The following is an 18,451-nucleotide window of genomic DNA, read 5'->3' on the forward strand; positions in this document are numbered from 1 at the left end:
CTGAATCATTCACATGCTTATTCATCACGAGTCATCATCACTAAGATCTTGGCAATGTTCCATCAGTGGATATAACCATTGCTGCGCTTTTTGAAGTAATGATTCAGCAAGCTCGCGATCCCACTCTTTCCAAACTCGTTGAATATAGTGATCACTACCTTCTCCTAGCGAAACAAAATTATCGTTAAAGGTATTTTCCATTGCTTGATAAGCTTTTTGTCTAACGTCTTCATCCTCAAAACCAAGCCATTGTCCTTGCTTATCATAACCTTGCTCTATACCAGCAAAAGCGCATTTTGGAGCAAACCACAAGGGTTCATCCATACCTTGATAGTAGGCTTCCAGTAAAGATTTTAAATAGTGTTTGGCTTGTTCTGAACTTAACGGTTGTAACTCAAGCTGCTGAACCTTACCTTTTCGCACACCAAATAAGTGACTAGAGAGTGAGTGCCCACTTGCGTTTAAGCATAAATGTTCAAGCCAGTAGCCTAATAAATTCGCACTGTGAATTCCGCCACTCCGATAACGCAACATACCTCGTTGATATTGCCCTGTCAGCCAACCTGCTAGGTGATGGGTTTGTTTGCCACCACCTAGCGTTAATTCAAATTCAATAGCGATCTCCACATCGGCTTTAGGTTCGGCAAGATAAGGCAATAAGCGGGAAACTAAAGGTTGGATATTTGCTAATAAGCTTTGTGAGGCCAATTCACCAAAGCCCGACATCGGCAATTGCCCTTTCGCTTGATACTGCTGCAAATACGCTTTAGCGCAACTCTCAAAGTTTTCTAAGTTAGGCTCTGGTGATTGCAGCCATTGTTCAAGTAAATTTTCGCCAAACCAGTAATTATCAAGGCCATTAATGACAAAAGGTTCATCATCAATTTGATTGACCGATAATGGACTAATATCTAAATAACTCTTTAAACGTTGATTGAAGAAGTACTTCACTGGCAAGCGCCAAAAACGTAGCAATTCTTGCAGTTCAAGCCAATATTGCCCGTTGGCCTCTTTATCCAACTGTAAATAATAAGGCTCTAGTGGCTGAATAAATGGCAGTGTCTGAGTTTCACTTGCTGGCTGCTGACTCGCTTGCTGTACGGCTGGCAACCATTCTTTAGCATAACTCGCGAGCGCGGCATCACTACCATCAAACGCTTTGATACTGAAAGGCACTAAAGGATGAATATGCGTTAAATGTTCCACTAACGCATGACCAGATTGATCGCTTGGTAACTCTTTATGCTGAGAAAGCGTGTAGTTTTGTTGGCAATATTCCAATAATTCCGCCACCAGCACTGATGGCTCTTTATCGCTGTTATCTTGAATCGAACGGCCTACATAACTGATATATAAATACTGCTGAGCAGATAACAAAGCCTCTAAAAATAAGTAACGATCGTCATCTCGACGAGATCGGTCACCATGGCGGGTACGTCCGTTAATCAGATCAAAGCCTTCTGGCGCAACACTACGCGGATACAAACCATCATTCATCCCGAGCAAACACACTGCTTTAAAAGGAATGGAACGCATTGGCATCAAGGTACAAAAATTCACTTGCCCGGCTAAGAAGCGCTGACTGACTCTGGCATTCGAAAGGTGATTTTTCAGATATTGTTCGAGCACTTGCGGAGAAATCTTTTCATCTTGAGAAATACCAGCATCATGTAATTGTTGGCTGAGTTGTTGAATACATTCTCTTATTGAGCCAAGCACGACCTCGCCTTCTATCTCTACTAAAAAAAAGTCTTCTAGCATCGACAACAAATATTGCTGCCAATTAGAAAACGACTGTGCTTGAGATAAACAGTCGCGATATTGCTGTAATAAGCTAACAAAACTCGCTAATTTACCAGCAAGCTCTGCATCTAGGCCTTGCACTTCATCAAAGGCGGCAATCTGCTGCTCACCCATTTGATACAAGCCGGCCGATTCTGGCATAGCATAGCCGAGTAACATTCGCTCAATACCAAATAACCAAGTGTTTTGCTTATGACTAGGTAGTTCAAATTGTGGTGCGGTTTTCTCATCTAACCCCCAACGAATGCCTACTTGTTGGATCCATTGTGTGACTCGTTCAAACTCATCATCACTAATCGAAAAACGCTGCATCACCGCTGGAACTTCTAATAACTCAAGCAACTCAGTTGCCTGACAACGGCGCATTGGTAACGACATCAGGCGCATAAAGGCAAGTAGAATTGGGTTTTCTTGATCAACGCTGCGGTCAGAAATCGAATAAGGGATATAGCGCTCACCAGAGGCATTACCAGCACTATTCCCAAATACGGCCTGAATCGCATGACTGTAAGCGTTAATATCCGCTACCATCACAATAATATCGCGCGGGTTTAAGTCCGGATCGGCATCAAACATCGCCAATAAACGGTCATGCAGCACTTCAACTTCACGCATTGGACTATGACAAGCATGCAATTGTATTGAAGTATCATCTAGTGCAACCACTGGCTTATAACGACTTGTCGTCGCGGATAATTCGTCATCTTGGTGCTCGCGTAACTCTAAAATATCCTGCTGAATCGCATGCAATAAATTATCCGGTTTGCTTTCAATAAAGGCATCAATTTCATTAGCTTCCAGCTGAGATAATAAATACAGATTATCGCGACCTAATTTACCCATTGAAGCAAGTAGGCTATTCCCCACCGCGTCTTTGATATGCAAGGTTTCAGATTCTGTTAGCGCATTTTGTTCAATAGAACCTTTTAGCCAAGCCGATGATTGTTCGCTATGCACTATTTGACGAGATTTAGCAGCCAATTTGGCTAGGTATTTGCGATCGCGTACTTCTCCCCAATAGTAACGACAAGGGTTAGTAAACATTAGGTGTACATCGATATGTTCACCCAGAGCACGTAACGCATCCATATAACGAGGTGGTAATGCAGTAATACCAAACACAAATAAACGCTTAGGCAAACTCGCTTGTTGACTTAAATCGCCAACGTAGCTCTCCAGCATATCAATAAAGTGTTCATACAAATTGGCACGATGATAAGGCGATTGACCTAGCGAGACTGTTTGATCGTATAAGGCTTGCCATAAAATAGGCTGCCAAGGGTGCTCACCATTGAGCTCTTTAACGGTTTCTCCCGCCTCCCACGCAGCGATCCATTCAGGGCGATAAACTAAATAACCATCAAAAATATCGGCAATTTTTTCAGCTAATTGATAACGCTTAGACTGATCTTCATCCTGTTCTAAATAACGCTTTAACGGTGAGAATTCTTCACGTTCTAGTTGAGTTGGCAGTATTTGCATTAACTTCCAGGTCATTGCATCTTTATTGAATGCACTACGCTTAGGAACATCAGGCAAAACTTGTGTAAACAAATTCCAAATGAAAGTCGCAGGAAGAGGAAATTCGAGATTAGCTGCCACACCAAATTCTTTAGCAAGCTCCATTTTTAGCCATTGCGACATACCGGGGCTTTGTACCAAAATTTGTTCTGATTGGAATGGATTGTCCAACGGGTTTAAACGGATAAGTTCGACCAGTAAAGACTTTAAAACATCAACTTGATTGGAATGGTAAACAGTAAACACAAGGCACTCACGCTACGGGGTTTAGATACCCACAGGTTAGCATAAGTGCTTTGTTTAATTGAAATGTTTAGCTGAAATTATTCTTTCAATTATAAGCTCTCTAAAGTGTGAGAATTATGCTCTGAAACAAATGCTTTATGTGGAGTATAAAACATCCAGTAACGCAACCCTACATAAGCCACAATCAAAGTAGCAACCACTAGTTCTATCACTGCAAGAAACTGTATTTGATGGGCATATTGAGTTAATACTTCCATCGTTGACATCCAATGAGAAGTTTTAAATAACGCGGTAGCACCAATTACCATTGGAAAAGTAAAAGCGGCATAACCTGGGCTAAATGGTAGTTTCAGCAAAGTAAAAAATGAAAGATAAATTAGAATCGTCATCAAGATCGCAATCGACATTAATACCATCACTAGCAGTAATGATGGTTCAGAGCTGAAGGTCAAATAGCCAGCTAATGATAAGCTTGCAGGTGCAGCCATAACCGCCAAGGTTGGTTTTGCTGCATCAGGGACTTCTTGGCAGAAAATAAAGCGATAAATCATGATTGGCAACATCACTGCATAGCATGCTATACCAAAAACCAATACAGAATAAGCAATCCAAGAAAGTGCTGGGGTACCTGAGTACGAAACATCGGCCACAATGATACCAATCGGCGGTACAAACCAACTCGGCACCATATGGTGGACTTCAAATTCTTTTGCTCTGTGGTAAATAAATGTGGTTAAGAAAATAATATGTAGCGCTACCGCGAATAACCACAAACTGTCACCTAAAACTGGGTTAAAATGACCAATTGAGCTTGATACTATCATTGTTGCCATTGAGAATGTCGGCACGACACTGCCGACCACTGGATGGGCAAGATCATTGGCGAGCAATTTCGGGTGAAAGATAAACTTAATGGCTAAGATCAATAATAAAACCGACGCAATCCCTGCACTCCAGTGTTGAGCATGGCCGTTAAGTGTTAGGGCATTTTCCCAACACCAGCCTAAACTAGCGATACCGAGTGCCAAACCTGCCATTGGGGTTGGTGCACCACTTACTAAGTTTTTAAATGTCTGATTCATGATTACCTCACGGGGTATATGTTACCGATGCAGTAATAATAAACTTGCTCATTGTTTAGATATATCTAATTATATTTAACGCGCGTTAATAAAAACAAAACGAGATAAAACCTATGGCGAGCAATGTCACCCTCAAACAACTCAAAGTCTTTACTGCTTTAACTCAACAGGAAACCTTAACTGAAGCTGCCAAAAAGTTATTTCTGTCTAAAGCCGCGGTGAGCTTGTCATTAGGTGAACTAGAAAAACAACTCGGCCACGTATTATTTGACCGTGTGAATAACCGTTTAGTATTAAATCAAGAAGGCAAGCGCCTACTGCCTTTAGCCGATGAGTTACTACACCGCAGTGAAGATATACAACATATGTTTACCTTTGATCAGGCATTACACGGGCAATTAAAAATCGGTGCCAGTGATACGGTTGGCAACCAAGTTGTACCTTATCTACTACGTGATTTTCGTCAGCATTCACAACATCAACAGCAAAGCTTATTAATTTCCAATACCAGTTTAATTTGTGACAAGTTAACCGACTACGAACTCGATCTCGGCTTAGTTGAAGGTAAAGTGCAATCCGATCAGTTGTTAATGCAGCCTTGGAACCAAGATGAAATGTGCATCATCTGCGCACCTAGTCATCCTTTGGCAAAACAAGATACGGTACTTGCGAGAGACTTTGAAAATACTCAGTGGTTATTACGTGAAGCAGGTTCGGGAACTCGAGAATTTTTCTTACGCACCGTGGCACCACGTATTGAAATCTGGACCGAATCATTTCAATTAAATACTACAGAAGCCATTATTAACGCCACCTCTGCTAATCTTGGCCTAGCATGCTTATCTCGCTTAGCGGCTCAATCGGCTCTTGAAAATAGTCGCGTAGTAGAACTTAAAGTCCCCCTTGATATGACTCGTCGTTTTTGGCTATTAGTACATAAAGAAAAATACCAAAGCCCACTACTCAAAACCTTTATGCAGTTTTGCACTGATTGGAAAATGCTCGAATCATTGAAAAGCAGTGCCAAATAGTAGATAACTACTGGACATTAGTCACAAATAACTGTATAAAAAAACAGTTAAATTCATTCAAAAATTGCATACGAGGATAACCATGGCTGTAATCGTCAAGTACGTGGTGGAACGCAACGGAGAAGAAAAGATGACTTTTACTTCCAAGGCTGAAGCTGACGCTTATGACAAAATGTTGGATATGGCGGACGAGCTTTTCACTTTGTTGGAAAATAGCAAGATTATTGAAGATGATAACCAAAAAGAAGAGTTATCTATGTTCCTTGCCCAAAACAAAGATGAAGTACTCTTTGCACTAGGTGCGAAACGTCGCCCTACTGAGAAAAAAGCCAAAACACCAAAAGCAACTGAAGATAAAGATAGCGAAGCCGCTTAATCTTTAATCTCGTTCTAAAATTTTAATACCCAAATATGAGTTAAAAACATCTAGTTTTTTTACATATTTGGGTATTTTTACTATCACTTTTTACAACCCTTACAATTCTTTACAAAGCCATGATTTCTTTATGGATAAAGCTTAGCGCCTGTCACACTACTCTTATTTTCAAACTGCTATTGTAATTCCCTAATTCGCCCACATAAATAAACTAAGCGATCAGACAATACCCAAAATCATTAACGTTGCAGTGAATAAATGCCGTCAACAAAGCAACAGCTAATAATGCAAGGGTATACAACTTTTAGTTCTCATATTTTTTTGTCAGACTGAGGTTGCTTATGAAGTTTCTTTTACGCACATCAACCCTTATGTTGCTGTTGCTAACACGTACACCAGCGGTCGCTCTCGCGGCTCAATTGACGCAGTCGTCTTCTCAAACGCGTCCGCAAATCAATGAAGCTTGCCCACAAGCCTTTAAACATTCCTTAAGTGGCTTATACAGCATTCCTGATATTGCCCCACAACACTTCCAGCAATTTAGCAACGACTTTGAGGTCCTGTATCAACGGGCACCGATTGCTCAAAATGAGCTAGAAGTTTTATGTAAAAGTATCGCGCTGAATACCCAAACTACGCCTTTATTTTCAGGTGTGAAATCAAAAGAAAGAGCCAGCATAAAAATAGACAAAGAGTTAAATGGTGAAGCAAATAAAATCACTGATTTAGCAAGAGCGACTATTGTTTCCCAAAATATACCGAGCTTAGTGACGGCTTTTGAACAACTGCAACAACAAGCGACGATTATTGAAGTAAAAAACCGCTTTAAAAATCCCAACCCTTCTGGGTATCGTGATTTAAAAGTACTTGTCCAACTGCCTAAGTCGCAACTCATCACCGAAGTTCAATTTCACTTAGAAGAAATTGCCAAGATAAAAAATGGTGAAGAACATATTCTTTACGAACAAATTCAGCATATAGAACGCACCGCAATGCTTGAAAACCGAAATCTCAATGAGATTGAAAAAGGCAAGGTAGATCAACTTAGAAATCAATCATTAAGCTTATATCATGATGTTTGGCAATATTACTTAACGCCACCCGCTTTAGATCAGGCAGCGTAAGTGACAAATAGAATGGGGAGCGATATCAATCCCTTTAATTAATCACCTCTTAAAGAAAGCACCCTAAGTTGTATACAATTTTAATTTAAATTGTTTACACAAATCAATTAGAGTGCTATTACTATTTGCATCGTTCAATAATCAACCAACTCATCCTATGAAATCCTCTTCTATTGATTACACGCCATTAGGGCTATTTGCGTTTAGCTTGACCAGTATATTGGTGAATTTACATGGGCTCGGGTTATTTCCACTAAATGCATTAATCATTTCAATGGCACTTATTTTTGGTGGAGGAACTCAGCTTTTTATCGGATTGGTCGAGTACAAACAAGGTCATACTTTTGTGGGGATCACTTTTAGTGCCTACGGGCTCTATTGGCTGTCTTATGTCGGGATCTTATTATTTCCTTTATTGAATGTTTCTCTAACACCTCCAACAGCATTAATTGGGTGTTATTTCCTGTTATGGGGAATATTTACTAGCATCATGGCTATCATCGCTCGTCAATTAAGCTTGATAGATTTCGTCATTTTTACCTCTTTAGCACTTTTGTATCTTCTGTTAGCACTGCATCAATTTATTCCATCCCCATCCATTAATACAATGGCAAGTTTGGTTGGGATCTTATGCGGTTGTTGTGCTTTTTATTTAGCGGTTGCAAAAATACTCCAACAAGAACTAGGCGTATATTTTCTGCCCATTGGAATGAATCTTTTAACAAAGACCAAAGAATGACAAGCAAACATGAATAATAATGCACACCAATATTGATTATTTTCCTTTCAAGCCTTTCCACACTGGCTAGCAATCATTATGATTGGAAATAGCATTTATACCCAAGTGCCTTCAAGATGCAAAATTCAGAGCTATTATCCAAATCTTTTTCAATTTGCCTTGTCTAAAGCTTGTTTTATTGTTGCTGAAACTCGCACCTTGAAGTTACTTAGGTATACAATTCAATCGGTAAATTTGCGTTTACCCTTTACTTTATATGGAGAGATTTTTAAATGGCACATTTCGCACTTGCCTTTGGTACGGCTACCAAAAACCGTGATGGTAAAATCATCGAAGCATTTTTTCCAAGCCCTGTATTAACCCCATCAGACGCACTTGTTGCAGCGATAGCACAAGTTTCAGGATACTCAGAAGGCAACCAAGCGATTGAAATCAGCAATGAGCTTGCTGGTGAACTATCGACTGCATTTGCAGCAAATGGTGACATTGCTAATGCCGATTTTGCCGAAAAAGCCGCTCAATCTTCTCAGCCTCTAGTGTTAGTTATTCTTGCTAAAGATGAGCAACCAAGCTCAGTTGCGGAAGGTTTCCTAAAACTTCAACTTATTTCACATCGTTTAGCTAAACCACATGGCATCGTACTTGATGGTATCTTTGGTCTACTTCATAACATTGCATGGACGAACCAAGGCCCTATCGACTTACCAGAACTAGCAAGTCGCCAAATTGAAGCTCGCTTAAATGGCGAAACTCTCACTGTCGATTGTGTTGATAAATTCCCGAAAATGGTTGATTACATTGTTCCAACTGGTGTTCGTATTGCTGATACCTCCCGAGTACGTCTTGGTGCACACGTCGGCGAAGGCACAACTGTAATGCACGAAGGTTTCATCAACTTTAATGCTGGTACAACAGGTGTGAGCATGGTTGAAGGTCGTATCTCTGCTGGCGTTATGGTTGGCGAAGGTTCGGACATCGGTGGTGGTGCTTCAATCATGGGTACACTATCTGGCGGTGGTAAAGTTGTGATCTCAATTGGTGAGAACAGCCTACTAGGTGCCAACGCAGGTCTTGGTTTCCCACTAGGTGATCGTTGTACGATTGAGTCAGGTCTTTACATCACAGCTGGTACTAAAGTGACTATGCTTGACGCTTCAGGTAATGAAGTAGAAGTTGCCAAAGCGCGCGATCTCGCTGGCAAACCAGACCTACTATTCCGCCGTAACTCTGTAACCGGCAAGATTGAATGCTTAACCAATAAATCTGCGGTTGAGTTAAACAGCGAGCTGCATTCAAATAACTAATTATATTGGTGTTTGATAATAGAAAAATAGCTTTAGGGTTATGCTAGGTTAAATACCTACTAACCTGAACATGATAAAAAGCTGTACAGTTTAACCAATTGAAATCCCGTCACTTTAGCGGGATTTTTTATATCTAAACCAAGGAAGGGTTACTATATTCTAAAAGCTTTTAGAACATTATAGGCCAAATACTATAGTCGCTGTACAAGCCTATTTTTATGAGCAACTTTTTCAATTGAAGCAAGATCGAGTACACTACTCTGATAATCTCCTCATTAAATATTGTCTATGACCGTTTCTTCTTTTACACCTCACTCACAACCGATCATCACATCACTACTGGATACTGATGCTTATAAATTGCATATGCAGCAAGCGGTATTTCACCAATATCCTAACGTTGAAGTGGTCGCTGAATTTCATTGCCGAAGCCAGGAAGATTTGCGTCCATATTTCGAAGAAGTATTACAGCAAATTGATCACTTATGTCAGCTGAGGTTTCAATCCGAAGAGCTAAACTACCTTGCGCAACTCCCCTTCTTTGAAAACGATTACCTTGAGTACTTATCTTCATTTCATTTTCAACAAAGTAACGTCGAAGTACGTAAAGGTGACAATCAACTACAAATAACAATTCGCGGTAAATGGTTAGATGTGATTTTATGGGAAGTACCACTGCTAGCAATTATCAGTGAAATTCGAGGACGAACTCGTTACCCACAAGCTAATGTTGAACAAGCGAGCCAGCATTTACACCACAAGCTAAAATTACTCAAACAAGATAAATCAACCCTAGATATGTCTGGCTTTTCTTTAATCGATTTCGGTACTCGTCGTCGTTTATCTAAAGCAGTACAAGCTAATATTGTCGACCAGTTGATAGAGTATTTCCCTCAATTTGATGGCACGTCGAATTACTACCTAGCCTTTAGCAAAGGATTAAACCCCGTCGGCACTCAAGCTCATGAATGGTTTCAAGCACATCAGCAATTAACAGGCGATCTTGCCAGCTCACAACAATTAGCATTGCATAATTGGATAAAAGAATACCCTGATACATTAGGCATTGCGCTGACCGATTGCATAAACATGGATGCTTTTCTGCGCGATTTCACTCCAAGTCTTGCTAATACATTTCTGGGCTTACGCCATGACAGTGGTGACCCAATTGAATGGGGAGAAAAAGCAATTGCTCACTATGAGAAACTGGGGATAGATCCTAAATCTAAAGTGTTGGTGTTTTCAGATGGGTTATCACTTGCCAAAGCTATAGAGATATACCAACATTTTGCCCAACGCATTCAAACCAGCTTTGGAATTGGTACTAAATTAACCTGCGATATCCCAAATGTGGATAGCCTCAACATCGTACTTAAACTCACCGCCTGCCAAGGTAAACCCGTGGCGAAAATTTCCGATGAACCAGGAAAAAGCATGTGCCGTGATGAAGCATATTTACAAACATTGAAACAAGCTTTTCATTTAGCAAGCTAAGCCATTATTTGTGCATATTCACAAATTTATTACTTCATTATGACGAAAAAAGCCGACTAGGTTAATGTTTTAATATACATACTTTTCTATCGGCTTTTTTATGCACCTAGATACCCAACTTGCCCAGCAAATCGTTGATCGGACCATGGCTATTATCGATACCAACATCAACGTTATGAATGATCGAGGCATCATAATCAGTAGCGGAGAACCTGATCGAATTGGGCAATTGCACGATGGCGCTTTGCTAGCAATCCAACATGGTGACACCACTGAAATTACTCGACAAACTAGTCAGAACTTAAAAGGGGTTAAGCCGGGCATTAACTTAGTCCTAAAGCATGATGACACTATTATTGGTGTGGTAGGCATAACCGGAAACCCTGATGAGATCCGCAACTATGCAGCCTTGGTCAAAATGACTTCAGAGATGATCATCGAGCGATCATTATTGATTGAACAATTACAATGGGATAAACGCCATATAGAAGAGTTTATTTCTTCTTGGGTGAATAATGAATTAACCAAAGAGGCGCTTGAAAGCTGGGCACAACGCTTATCGATTAATATTGAACAACCACGAGTTGCCGTGTTAATTGAAATCAGCGAAACCTCTAACCAAAACCAGCTCGATACCATCAGGAAAATAGTGGAATTGCTTGAATACCCTGAGCGCAATAACTTAGTCGCTGTCGTTGCAATGAACCAAATCCTGGTTCTTAAGCCATGCCAACAAGCGGCTGAACGTTGGGACTACACTCTTGAAAGTAAACGTATTGATCAACTCATTCATAAGCTACAACAACACGACATTCACCACCTTCATATTGCACTAGGCGAATACTTTCCTTCCGTCATGGATATGCCCCTATCATTTCAAAGTGCTCAACAAGTACTCACGTTAGGCAAACACTACCAACCGAAACAAACCAAACATCTGTTTGAAGAACTGCGCATGCCAGTGCTTCTTTCACCATTAAAAGAAAACTGGCAAGGTGCACAGTTATGTAACGCGATTATTAAACTCAAAAACCAAGATCGTTCTGGTCAATTAATCAAAACTTTATACAGCTTATTTGAACATCAAGGAAACCTGTCTCAATGCGCTAATAGCTTGTATATCCATAGAAACACCCTACGCTATCGATTAAATAAAATTGAAAGCATTACTCAAATATCCCCACATAACTTCACCGGATTAGTCGAACTCTATATTGCTTGCCAGATCACACAATAATCGAAAAACTAGTCAAACGAACAAAATCAGTACAATTTATCGACATGTAATTTGGCTAAGTGTCCAAAGTAATTTTGGAAGACTTCATTGATAATAATAAAACTACGAGATCCCAACCCAAAATCGGAGAAACCGATCCTCTCGTAGCATAATAATTAAAACATGGAGTTACCCTACGATGAGTCTGATATTAATCCTCTTAGCCGTAATCGCGTTTATCGTCATTACGACTACAAAATTTAAAATTCACCCTTTCTTAGCACTGTTAATGTCTGCATTTATAGCAGCATTTGCCTACGGTCTACCTCCTGAGTCTATTGCAAAAACGATTGCTTCTGGCTTTGGTGGTATCTTAGGTTACATTGGTTTAGTCATTGTGCTAGGTACTATTATTGGCGTTATTTTAGAGAAAAGTGGCGCTGCAATTACTATGGCTGATAGTGTTATTAAGTGCTTAGGGCAAAGATTCCCCACCTTAACGATGTCTATCATTGGCTACTTAGTATCCATTCCTGTTTTTTGTGATTCGGGGTTTGTTATTCTAAACTCCTTAAAAGAATCATTAGCAAAACGCATGCAAACTTCTAGCGTTGCAATGAGTGTCGCTCTAGCCACCGGTTTATATGCTACCCACACCTTTGTACCACCAACTCCAGGTCCTATTGCAGCAGCTGGTAACCTAGGTTTAGAGTCAAATTTAGGTCTTGTGATTGGTGTAGGTATTTTTGTTGCAGCAGTCGCTGCTATTGCAGGTATGCTGTGGGCGAGTCGCTTCTCAGATGTAGAACCTGATGGTATTGAAAACGACGATCTAACGCCTGCTGAAAATCAAGACTGGCAAACACTGAAAGCATCATACGGAACTCTTCCATCACCAACTCAAGCTTTTGCACCTATTTTTGTTCCTATTGTCTTAATTTGTTTTGCTTCTATCGCAAACTTCCCTAGCCAACCACTTGGCAGTGGCAATTTTCAAGCAACTCTCGCTTTTCTCGGCCAACCTTTAACTGCGTTGTTTATTGGACTTTTATTAGCAACTCGCCTTCTAAAGTCAGAACAAAAAATTACTGAGTTTAGCGAAAGGATTAGCCAAGGTATTGTAGCTGCTGCTCCTATTCTACTCATCACGGGTGCTGGCGGTGCATTTGGTGCAGTTTTAAAAGCAACACCACTTGGCGAATATTTAGGGACTACTCTTTCAGCTTTAGGCGTCGGTATCTTTATGCCATTTATTGTGGCAGCTGCACTCAAATCGGCTCAAGGTTCTTCAACCGTTGCCTTAGTGACTACCTCTGCACTAGTTGCTCCTTTATTGGCTCAATTAGGCTTAGATTCAGAAATGGGGCGAGTATTAACCGTTATGGCGATTGGTGCTGGTGCGATGACGGTCTCTCATGCCAATGACAGCTTCTTTTGGGTCGTATCCCAATTTAGCCGTATGAGTGTAGGCTTGGCATATCGAGCTCAAACCATGGCAACCCTAGTTCAAGGTGTCACTGCTATGTTGTTAGTTTACTTATTAAGCCTAGTGTTACTTTAACTTTTACTTGAGGTCCTAGTATGAAAATCATTATTGCTCCCGATTCGTTTAAAGAAAGCTTAACCGCTAAGCAAGTTTGCCAAGCCATTGAAACCGGGCTGAAGCGAGTTTGGCAGGACGTTGAGTATGTACATATCCCACTAGCTGATGGTGGTGAAGGGACGGTGCAATCTTTAGTCGATGCGACTCAAGGAGAAATTATTGATTGTGTTGTAACAGGGCCTCTTGGCCACCAAGTCAACGCTTTTTATGGTCGACTAGGTGGCGAATTAGACCACACCGCTGTGATTGAAATGGCAGCGGCAAGTGGTTTACATCATGTACCGATTGCTCAGCGCGATCCAAAAATCACCACCAGCTTTGGCACTGGAGAGCTGATTGCACATGCGTTAGAAAATGGTGCTAAGAAATTGATAATTGGGCTAGGAGGAAGTGCTACTAATGACGGTGGAATGGGCATGTTAGAAGCATTAGGCGTTAAGTTTCTCGACAGTAACAGCCATCTTATTTCTGGTAATGGCATTGGCCTTACACAAATTAAATCGATCAATATTGACGGTCTACATCCTCAGCTTGCCGATTGTGAAATCGTGATTGCCAGTGATGTGGATAATCCACTGTGTGGAGAACACGGTGCGACAGCGACCTTTGGCAAACAAAAAGGGGCAACAGAAGAAGACACCAAGTTGCTCGATAACGCTTTAAGTGACTATGCTGACTTAATTGCTTCTCAACTGGAAAGGCAAGTTAAAGATAAAGCAGGATCTGGGGCTGCCGGCGGGCTTGGTGCGGCCTTCTTAGGATTTACCTCTGCCACTTTAAAACCGGGGATCGCCATTGTATTAGAAACGCTATCAATTGAAGATCATCTACAAGATGCTGATCTGGTGATTACCGGTGAAGGTAGAATTGACTGGCAAAGCGCCCACGGAAAAACCCCCGTTGGGATTGCTCAAGCGGCAAAGAAATTTTATCTTCCAGTAATCGCACTGGCAGGCTGTGTCGGCGATAACTACCAAGCGGTTTACGATCATGGTATTGATGCAGTGTTTGCAGCGATTCCAAGACCATTTGATTTAGAAGCCGCTTTTGCTGAAGCTGAAGTTAACATGGCGAATTTGGCAGAGAATGTGGCGAGAACAGTCAGGATAGGAATAAAAAGATAATCGGTTTTCGGTACTCGATTCGCGCTTTTGCTTTTCCGAGTTACGAGCAGCAAAGCGCCCGAGATTCGAGTATTAATAACGCCCTTCACTCTACTGTCATAAACTATAGTCAATATACCCAAATATTTTCTTTATCATTTTGACTTCATGTTCGACTTATTTAAAATCTTCTTTCTACTAGGCTGGGTAAGCTTTGGCGGCCCAGCGGCTCATATTGGTTACTTTCGTACTGCATTTGTTGAAAAACGACAATGGCTCACTGAGTCCGAATACGCTCAACTCATTGCTTTAAGCCAATTTTTACCTGGCCCAGGCTCTAGCCAAATTGGTTTTTCAATTGGTTATCAGCGTGGTGGTCTATTAGGCGGAATTGCCGCCTTTCTTGGATTCACCACACCTTCTATCGCATTAATGATCGCTATCGCTGCATTTAGCCAACAATGGTTAGATAACACTTGGATACAAGGTGTTATTCATGGGCTCAAATTATTAGCTGTCGTGGTAGTGTTTGATGCAACTTACACTATGTTCAAACAGTTTTGCCAACACAAACGACATCAAGCTTTATGTGTATTCACAACTTGTGTGTGCTTACTGTGGCCCTCTGCCATTAGCCAAATTATTTGTTTAGTCATAGCAGCAGGCATTGGCTATTTTTATAATGCCACTTCTATCCCAAATACTGTCACTAAGCACCCCGCAAGCAACACCTCAACAGCAAATTCAATCAACCTATCTCTATCGGAAAAATTGGCGTTAACGCTTTTTGTTGGTTTATTCTTGTTCTCCATTTCTTGGCCAACAACCAATATGCTCACAAGTATGCTGCAAGATTTTTTCTCAGCAGGTAGCCTAGTGTTTGGTGGTGGCCATGTCGTGTTACCACTATTGCAATCGACCGTGGGTAGCCAATTATCCAATGATACTTTTATGGCTGGTTATGCCGCCGCTCAAGCAATGCCAGGCCCAATGTTTACTTTTGCCACTTACCTTGGCTATGTATTGCTACCGAACATGCCAATTATTGGTGCGTTATTAGCCACACTAATGATCTTTCTTCCGGGGTTTTTATTAATTATTGGATTATTGAAACAATGGCAGAACTTTAGCCAACGTAGTCATGTGCTACCTATGGTCGCGGGCGTAAATGCCGCAGTAGTCGGCTTATTAATGGCAGCTTTATATCAACCTATCTTTGTATCGGCCGTGGGCCATTCACTCGATATGCTGGTGGTGGTCTCTGGTATTTTTGTATTACGTAGTATTAAAGTTCCGATTATTGCTCTTGTTACTTCATTTGCGACTGTCGGTTGTGGGATATCAGTATTTACTTATTAATATCTATACCCAAGTGACTTCAAAAACCTTACCTGATAGAAATAGTTACAATCAAATTGATGTTTCACTTCACAACATTTCACTGGTTGGACCTTAGTATTATTGTTCTTTGATCATTAATAGCCTAAAAGTGTTAATAACTTGTAATAAAAGGCGGAAATGATGACTGAACTTAATCAACAACAAAAAAATAACGCTCAATTTCCCCATGAAATGATTTTAAAATGGGCAGAAGAGCGACCTAATGATGTTTACCTCACTCAGCCAATTAACCGTGAAATTAAAGAATTCACTTATCGCGAAGTGGCCGATCAAGCGTTGAGCCTAGTGTCGGCATTAAGAGGTTTAGGTCTAGAGCCTAAAGATAAAGTTGCCTTACTTTCGAAGAACTGTGCAGAGTGGTTTATTTGTGATTTAGCCTTAATGCTAGGTGACTACGTCAGCGTACCTATTTTCCCTACTGCGGGCAGTGACACCATTGAACATTGCCTGACTCACAGTGAAGCTAAAGCGATAATTGTCGGTAAACTCGATGATGATGTAGCCACGCTAGAAGTGTTAGGCAAGCATCAGCAACTCATCTCTATTTCTTTACCTTATGACAGTGCACCAACATGCCAATATAATTTCAATACTTTAATTGACAGCCACCAACCTAGCACAGAGCGACCTCAGCACAACGACGAGACGCTGATGTCTTTAGTGTACACCTCAGGCACATCTGGCTTACCTAAAGGTGCAATGCTGACTTATGGCGGCTTCGCGTGGTGTGCATCAAAAATTGTCGAGCACATTGGTTTGCAAGAAAACGACCGACTATTTTCTTATTTACCACTCGCCCATATTACCGAACGTGTCTATGTTTTTGGTTCTTCTGTATTAGGAGGAGTACCAACCAGCTTTGCAGAAAGTCTTGATACTTTTATTGATGATGTTAAAGCTCACAAGCCGACTTTATTTATTTCTGTGCCTCGTTTATGGACAGTTTTCCAGCAACGTATTTTGGAAAAAATGCCACAGAAAAAACTCAACATCCTACTTGCAATACCTTTCTTAAATAGCATTGTGAAGAAAAAGATCATTGCAGGGTTAGGATTAGAAAATGCTCGCGTTTTAGGTTGTGGCTCTGCGCCGATTTCCCCTTCGTTATTACATTGGTATCGTAGTGTTGGAATGAATATTACCGAAGCATGGGGCATGACGGAAACCTTCGCTTATAGCACCATTAACTACCCATTCCGCGCTGATAAAATCGGTACAGTTGGCGCAGTAGGTCCAGGGGTTGATGTTCGCATTGCCGATGACCAAGAGATCATGGTTCGCGGTAAAGGTTTATTCGCTGGCTATTATAAAAATGATGAAGCAACAAAAGAGTCCTTTGATGATGAAGGATGGTTGCATACAGGCGATATTGGTAGCCTAGATGATGAGGGTTATTTATCGATTGAAGGACGTAAAAAAGACACGTTCAAAACCGCCAAAGGCAAGTTTGTCTCACCAGTGCCAATTGAGAAAAAAATCTTTGAGCATTCTCGAGTCGAAATGATGTGCTTAATTGGCTTAGGCTTACCAGCACCAATTTTACTGGTTATTCCTCATTCATTTAAGAACTTTGATCGTGATCGATATGAACGCAAAACAGTTAAGATAATCAATCAAATCAATGACGGTTTAGAATCACACGCCAAGATCAAAGGGGTTCTGATGATTAAAGAACCGTGGAGTATCGAAAATGGAATTCTAACGCCTACTCTAAAAATCAAGCGTCATGTACTAGAGAAAAAATATCACGACGTTGGAGCCAATTGGCCAAGTGATAAGTTTGTTGTTTGGGAGGAGTAACCTCGGGTCTCGGGTCTCGGGTCTCGGGTCTCGGGTCTCGGGTCTCGGGTCTCGGGTCTCGGGTCTCGGGTCAAATTTTTCCAAGCTTCCATTTACTGTCAATATCTTATTGTTCAAAATATTCTTATATTCCCTCTCCTACTTGCTATACTCGGCACATCTTATTTTATTGCAGGCTTGTCCTAACATGACCCAAAGTAACAACCCTCTACATGGAATTACTCTTGAAAAACTTTTAACGGAATTAGTACAACACTATGGCTGGGGACAATTAGGCCAGATGATTAACATTCGCTGTTTTCAATCGGATCCAAGTATTAAGTCGAGCTTAAAGTTTTTACGTAAAACTGAGTGGGCAAGAACCAAGGTTGAACAGTTGTATATTGATTTGAAAAAATAGTTGCGAGTTGCGAGTTGCGAGTTGCGAGTTGCGAGTTGCGAGTTGCGAGTTGCGAGTTGCGAGAAAAGTTTAAATGCTCGCAAATTATGTCAATGATATTTCTAAATTTTTATCCAGCAATCCCTTTAGGAGATCCTGAACTACGCTCCTACGTCGCTTTTCAGGATGATGCTTTTTGTTATTTCTACGCTCTGCTTTTCGGCTCTCG

The 18,451-nt window shown here is 40.9% G+C and carries 14 protein-coding genes; 12 read left to right on the forward strand and 2 right to left on the reverse strand.

The genetic code is table 11. From position 1 onward, the window contains the following. Positions 1-24: 24 nt before the first annotated feature. Positions 25-3,570: an exodeoxyribonuclease V subunit gamma gene (gene recC, locus QQJ93_RS09320; RefSeq protein ID WP_089122469.1), complete on the reverse strand. Its 3,546-nt coding sequence runs from the start codon at positions 3,568-3,570 to the stop codon at positions 25-27. A gap of 89 nt (positions 3,571-3,659) precedes the next feature. Next, entirely contained in the window at positions 3,660-4,652 is a 993-nt protein-coding gene (locus QQJ93_RS09325) for a TDT family transporter (protein ID WP_089122468.1), read from the reverse strand. 113 nt (positions 4,653-4,765) lie between these two features. On the opposite strand from QQJ93_RS09325, the gene QQJ93_RS09330 reads away from it, so the two are divergent. From QQJ93_RS09330 to QQJ93_RS09385, 12 genes are all read left to right on the forward strand, one after another. After that, complete coding sequence (locus QQJ93_RS09330; protein WP_089122467.1) at positions 4,766-5,683, forward strand: LysR substrate-binding domain-containing protein; 918 nt, start codon at positions 4,766-4,768, stop codon at positions 5,681-5,683. Positions 5,684-5,765: 82 nt separating this feature from the next. Further along, positions 5,766-6,059, forward strand: coding sequence for a YebG family protein (locus tag QQJ93_RS09335; protein ID WP_089122466.1), 294 nt, complete (start codon positions 5,766-5,768; stop codon positions 6,057-6,059). Positions 6,060-6,400: 341 nt separating this feature from the next. Next, entirely contained in the window at positions 6,401-7,183 is a 783-nt protein-coding gene (locus tag QQJ93_RS09340; RefSeq protein ID WP_089122465.1) for a nucleotidyltransferase family protein, read from the forward strand. 112 nt (positions 7,184-7,295) lie between these two features. Next, positions 7,296-7,922: an acetate uptake transporter gene (locus QQJ93_RS09345; protein WP_089122464.1), complete on the forward strand. Its 627-nt coding sequence runs from the start codon at positions 7,296-7,298 to the stop codon at positions 7,920-7,922. 272 nt (positions 7,923-8,194) lie between these two features. Next, positions 8,195-9,226, forward strand: coding sequence for a 2,3,4,5-tetrahydropyridine-2,6-dicarboxylate N-succinyltransferase (gene dapD / locus QQJ93_RS09350; protein WP_089122463.1), 1,032 nt, complete (start codon positions 8,195-8,197; stop codon positions 9,224-9,226). Positions 9,227-9,514: 288 nt separating this feature from the next. Beyond that, positions 9,515-10,720 carry a nicotinate phosphoribosyltransferase gene (gene pncB, locus QQJ93_RS09355; RefSeq protein WP_089122462.1) on the forward strand — a complete coding sequence of 402 codons (1,206 nt, stop codon included), beginning with the start codon at positions 9,515-9,517 and terminating at the stop codon, positions 10,718-10,720. A 100-nt stretch (positions 10,721-10,820) separates the two neighbouring features. Next, positions 10,821-11,957, forward strand: a complete 1,137-nt coding sequence (locus QQJ93_RS09360; RefSeq protein WP_089122461.1) for a sugar diacid recognition domain-containing protein — start codon at positions 10,821-10,823, stop codon at positions 11,955-11,957. Between the two features lie 178 nt (positions 11,958-12,135). Beyond that, the gene (locus QQJ93_RS09365) at positions 12,136-13,497 is read left to right on the forward strand and encodes a GntP family permease (RefSeq protein ID WP_089122460.1); all 1,362 of its coding nucleotides are present in this window, start codon (positions 12,136-12,138) and stop codon (positions 13,495-13,497) included. 20 nt (positions 13,498-13,517) lie between these two features. Further along, complete coding sequence (locus tag QQJ93_RS09370; RefSeq protein ID WP_089122459.1) at positions 13,518-14,663, forward strand: glycerate kinase family protein; 1,146 nt, start codon at positions 13,518-13,520, stop codon at positions 14,661-14,663. A gap of 147 nt (positions 14,664-14,810) precedes the next feature. Then, complete coding sequence (gene chrA, locus QQJ93_RS09375) at positions 14,811-16,001, forward strand: chromate efflux transporter (protein ID WP_089122458.1); 1,191 nt, start codon at positions 14,811-14,813, stop codon at positions 15,999-16,001. Between the two features lie 213 nt (positions 16,002-16,214). Then, positions 16,215-17,843, forward strand: coding sequence for an AMP-binding protein (locus QQJ93_RS09380; RefSeq protein ID WP_162497281.1), 1,629 nt, complete (start codon positions 16,215-16,217; stop codon positions 17,841-17,843). A gap of 187 nt (positions 17,844-18,030) precedes the next feature. Then, positions 18,031-18,243 carry a VF530 family protein gene (locus QQJ93_RS09385; protein WP_089122456.1) on the forward strand — a complete coding sequence of 71 codons (213 nt, stop codon included), beginning with the start codon at positions 18,031-18,033 and terminating at the stop codon, positions 18,241-18,243. Positions 18,244-18,451: the final 208 nt, after the last annotated feature.

It is taken from the genome of Vibrio algivorus, assembly GCF_030161215.1.
GTDB lineage: Bacteria > Pseudomonadota > Gammaproteobacteria > Enterobacterales > Vibrionaceae > Vibrio > Vibrio algivorus.

Coding starts and splice junctions, on each gene's coding strand:
- QQJ93_RS09325 (WP_089122468.1), bottom strand. CDS start 4,652: ATGAATCAGACATTTAAAAACTTAGTAAGTGGTGCACCAACCCCAATG.
- QQJ93_RS09330 (WP_089122467.1), top strand. CDS start 4,766: ATGGCGAGCAATGTCACCCTCAAACAACTCAAAGTCTTTACTGCTTTA.
- QQJ93_RS09335 (WP_089122466.1), top strand. CDS start 5,766: ATGGCTGTAATCGTCAAGTACGTGGTGGAACGCAACGGAGAAGAAAAG.
- QQJ93_RS09340 (WP_089122465.1), top strand. CDS start 6,401: ATGAAGTTTCTTTTACGCACATCAACCCTTATGTTGCTGTTGCTAACA.
- dapD (WP_089122463.1), top strand. CDS start 8,195: ATGGCACATTTCGCACTTGCCTTTGGTACGGCTACCAAAAACCGTGAT.
- pncB (WP_089122462.1), top strand. CDS start 9,515: ATGACCGTTTCTTCTTTTACACCTCACTCACAACCGATCATCACATCA.
- QQJ93_RS09360 (WP_089122461.1), top strand. CDS start 10,821: ATGCACCTAGATACCCAACTTGCCCAGCAAATCGTTGATCGGACCATG.
- QQJ93_RS09365 (WP_089122460.1), top strand. CDS start 12,136: ATGAGTCTGATATTAATCCTCTTAGCCGTAATCGCGTTTATCGTCATT.
- QQJ93_RS09370 (WP_089122459.1), top strand. CDS start 13,518: ATGAAAATCATTATTGCTCCCGATTCGTTTAAAGAAAGCTTAACCGCT.
- chrA (WP_089122458.1), top strand. CDS start 14,811: ATGTTCGACTTATTTAAAATCTTCTTTCTACTAGGCTGGGTAAGCTTT.
- QQJ93_RS09380 (WP_162497281.1), top strand. CDS start 16,215: ATGATTTTAAAATGGGCAGAAGAGCGACCTAATGATGTTTACCTCACT.
- QQJ93_RS09385 (WP_089122456.1), top strand. CDS start 18,031: ATGACCCAAAGTAACAACCCTCTACATGGAATTACTCTTGAAAAACTT.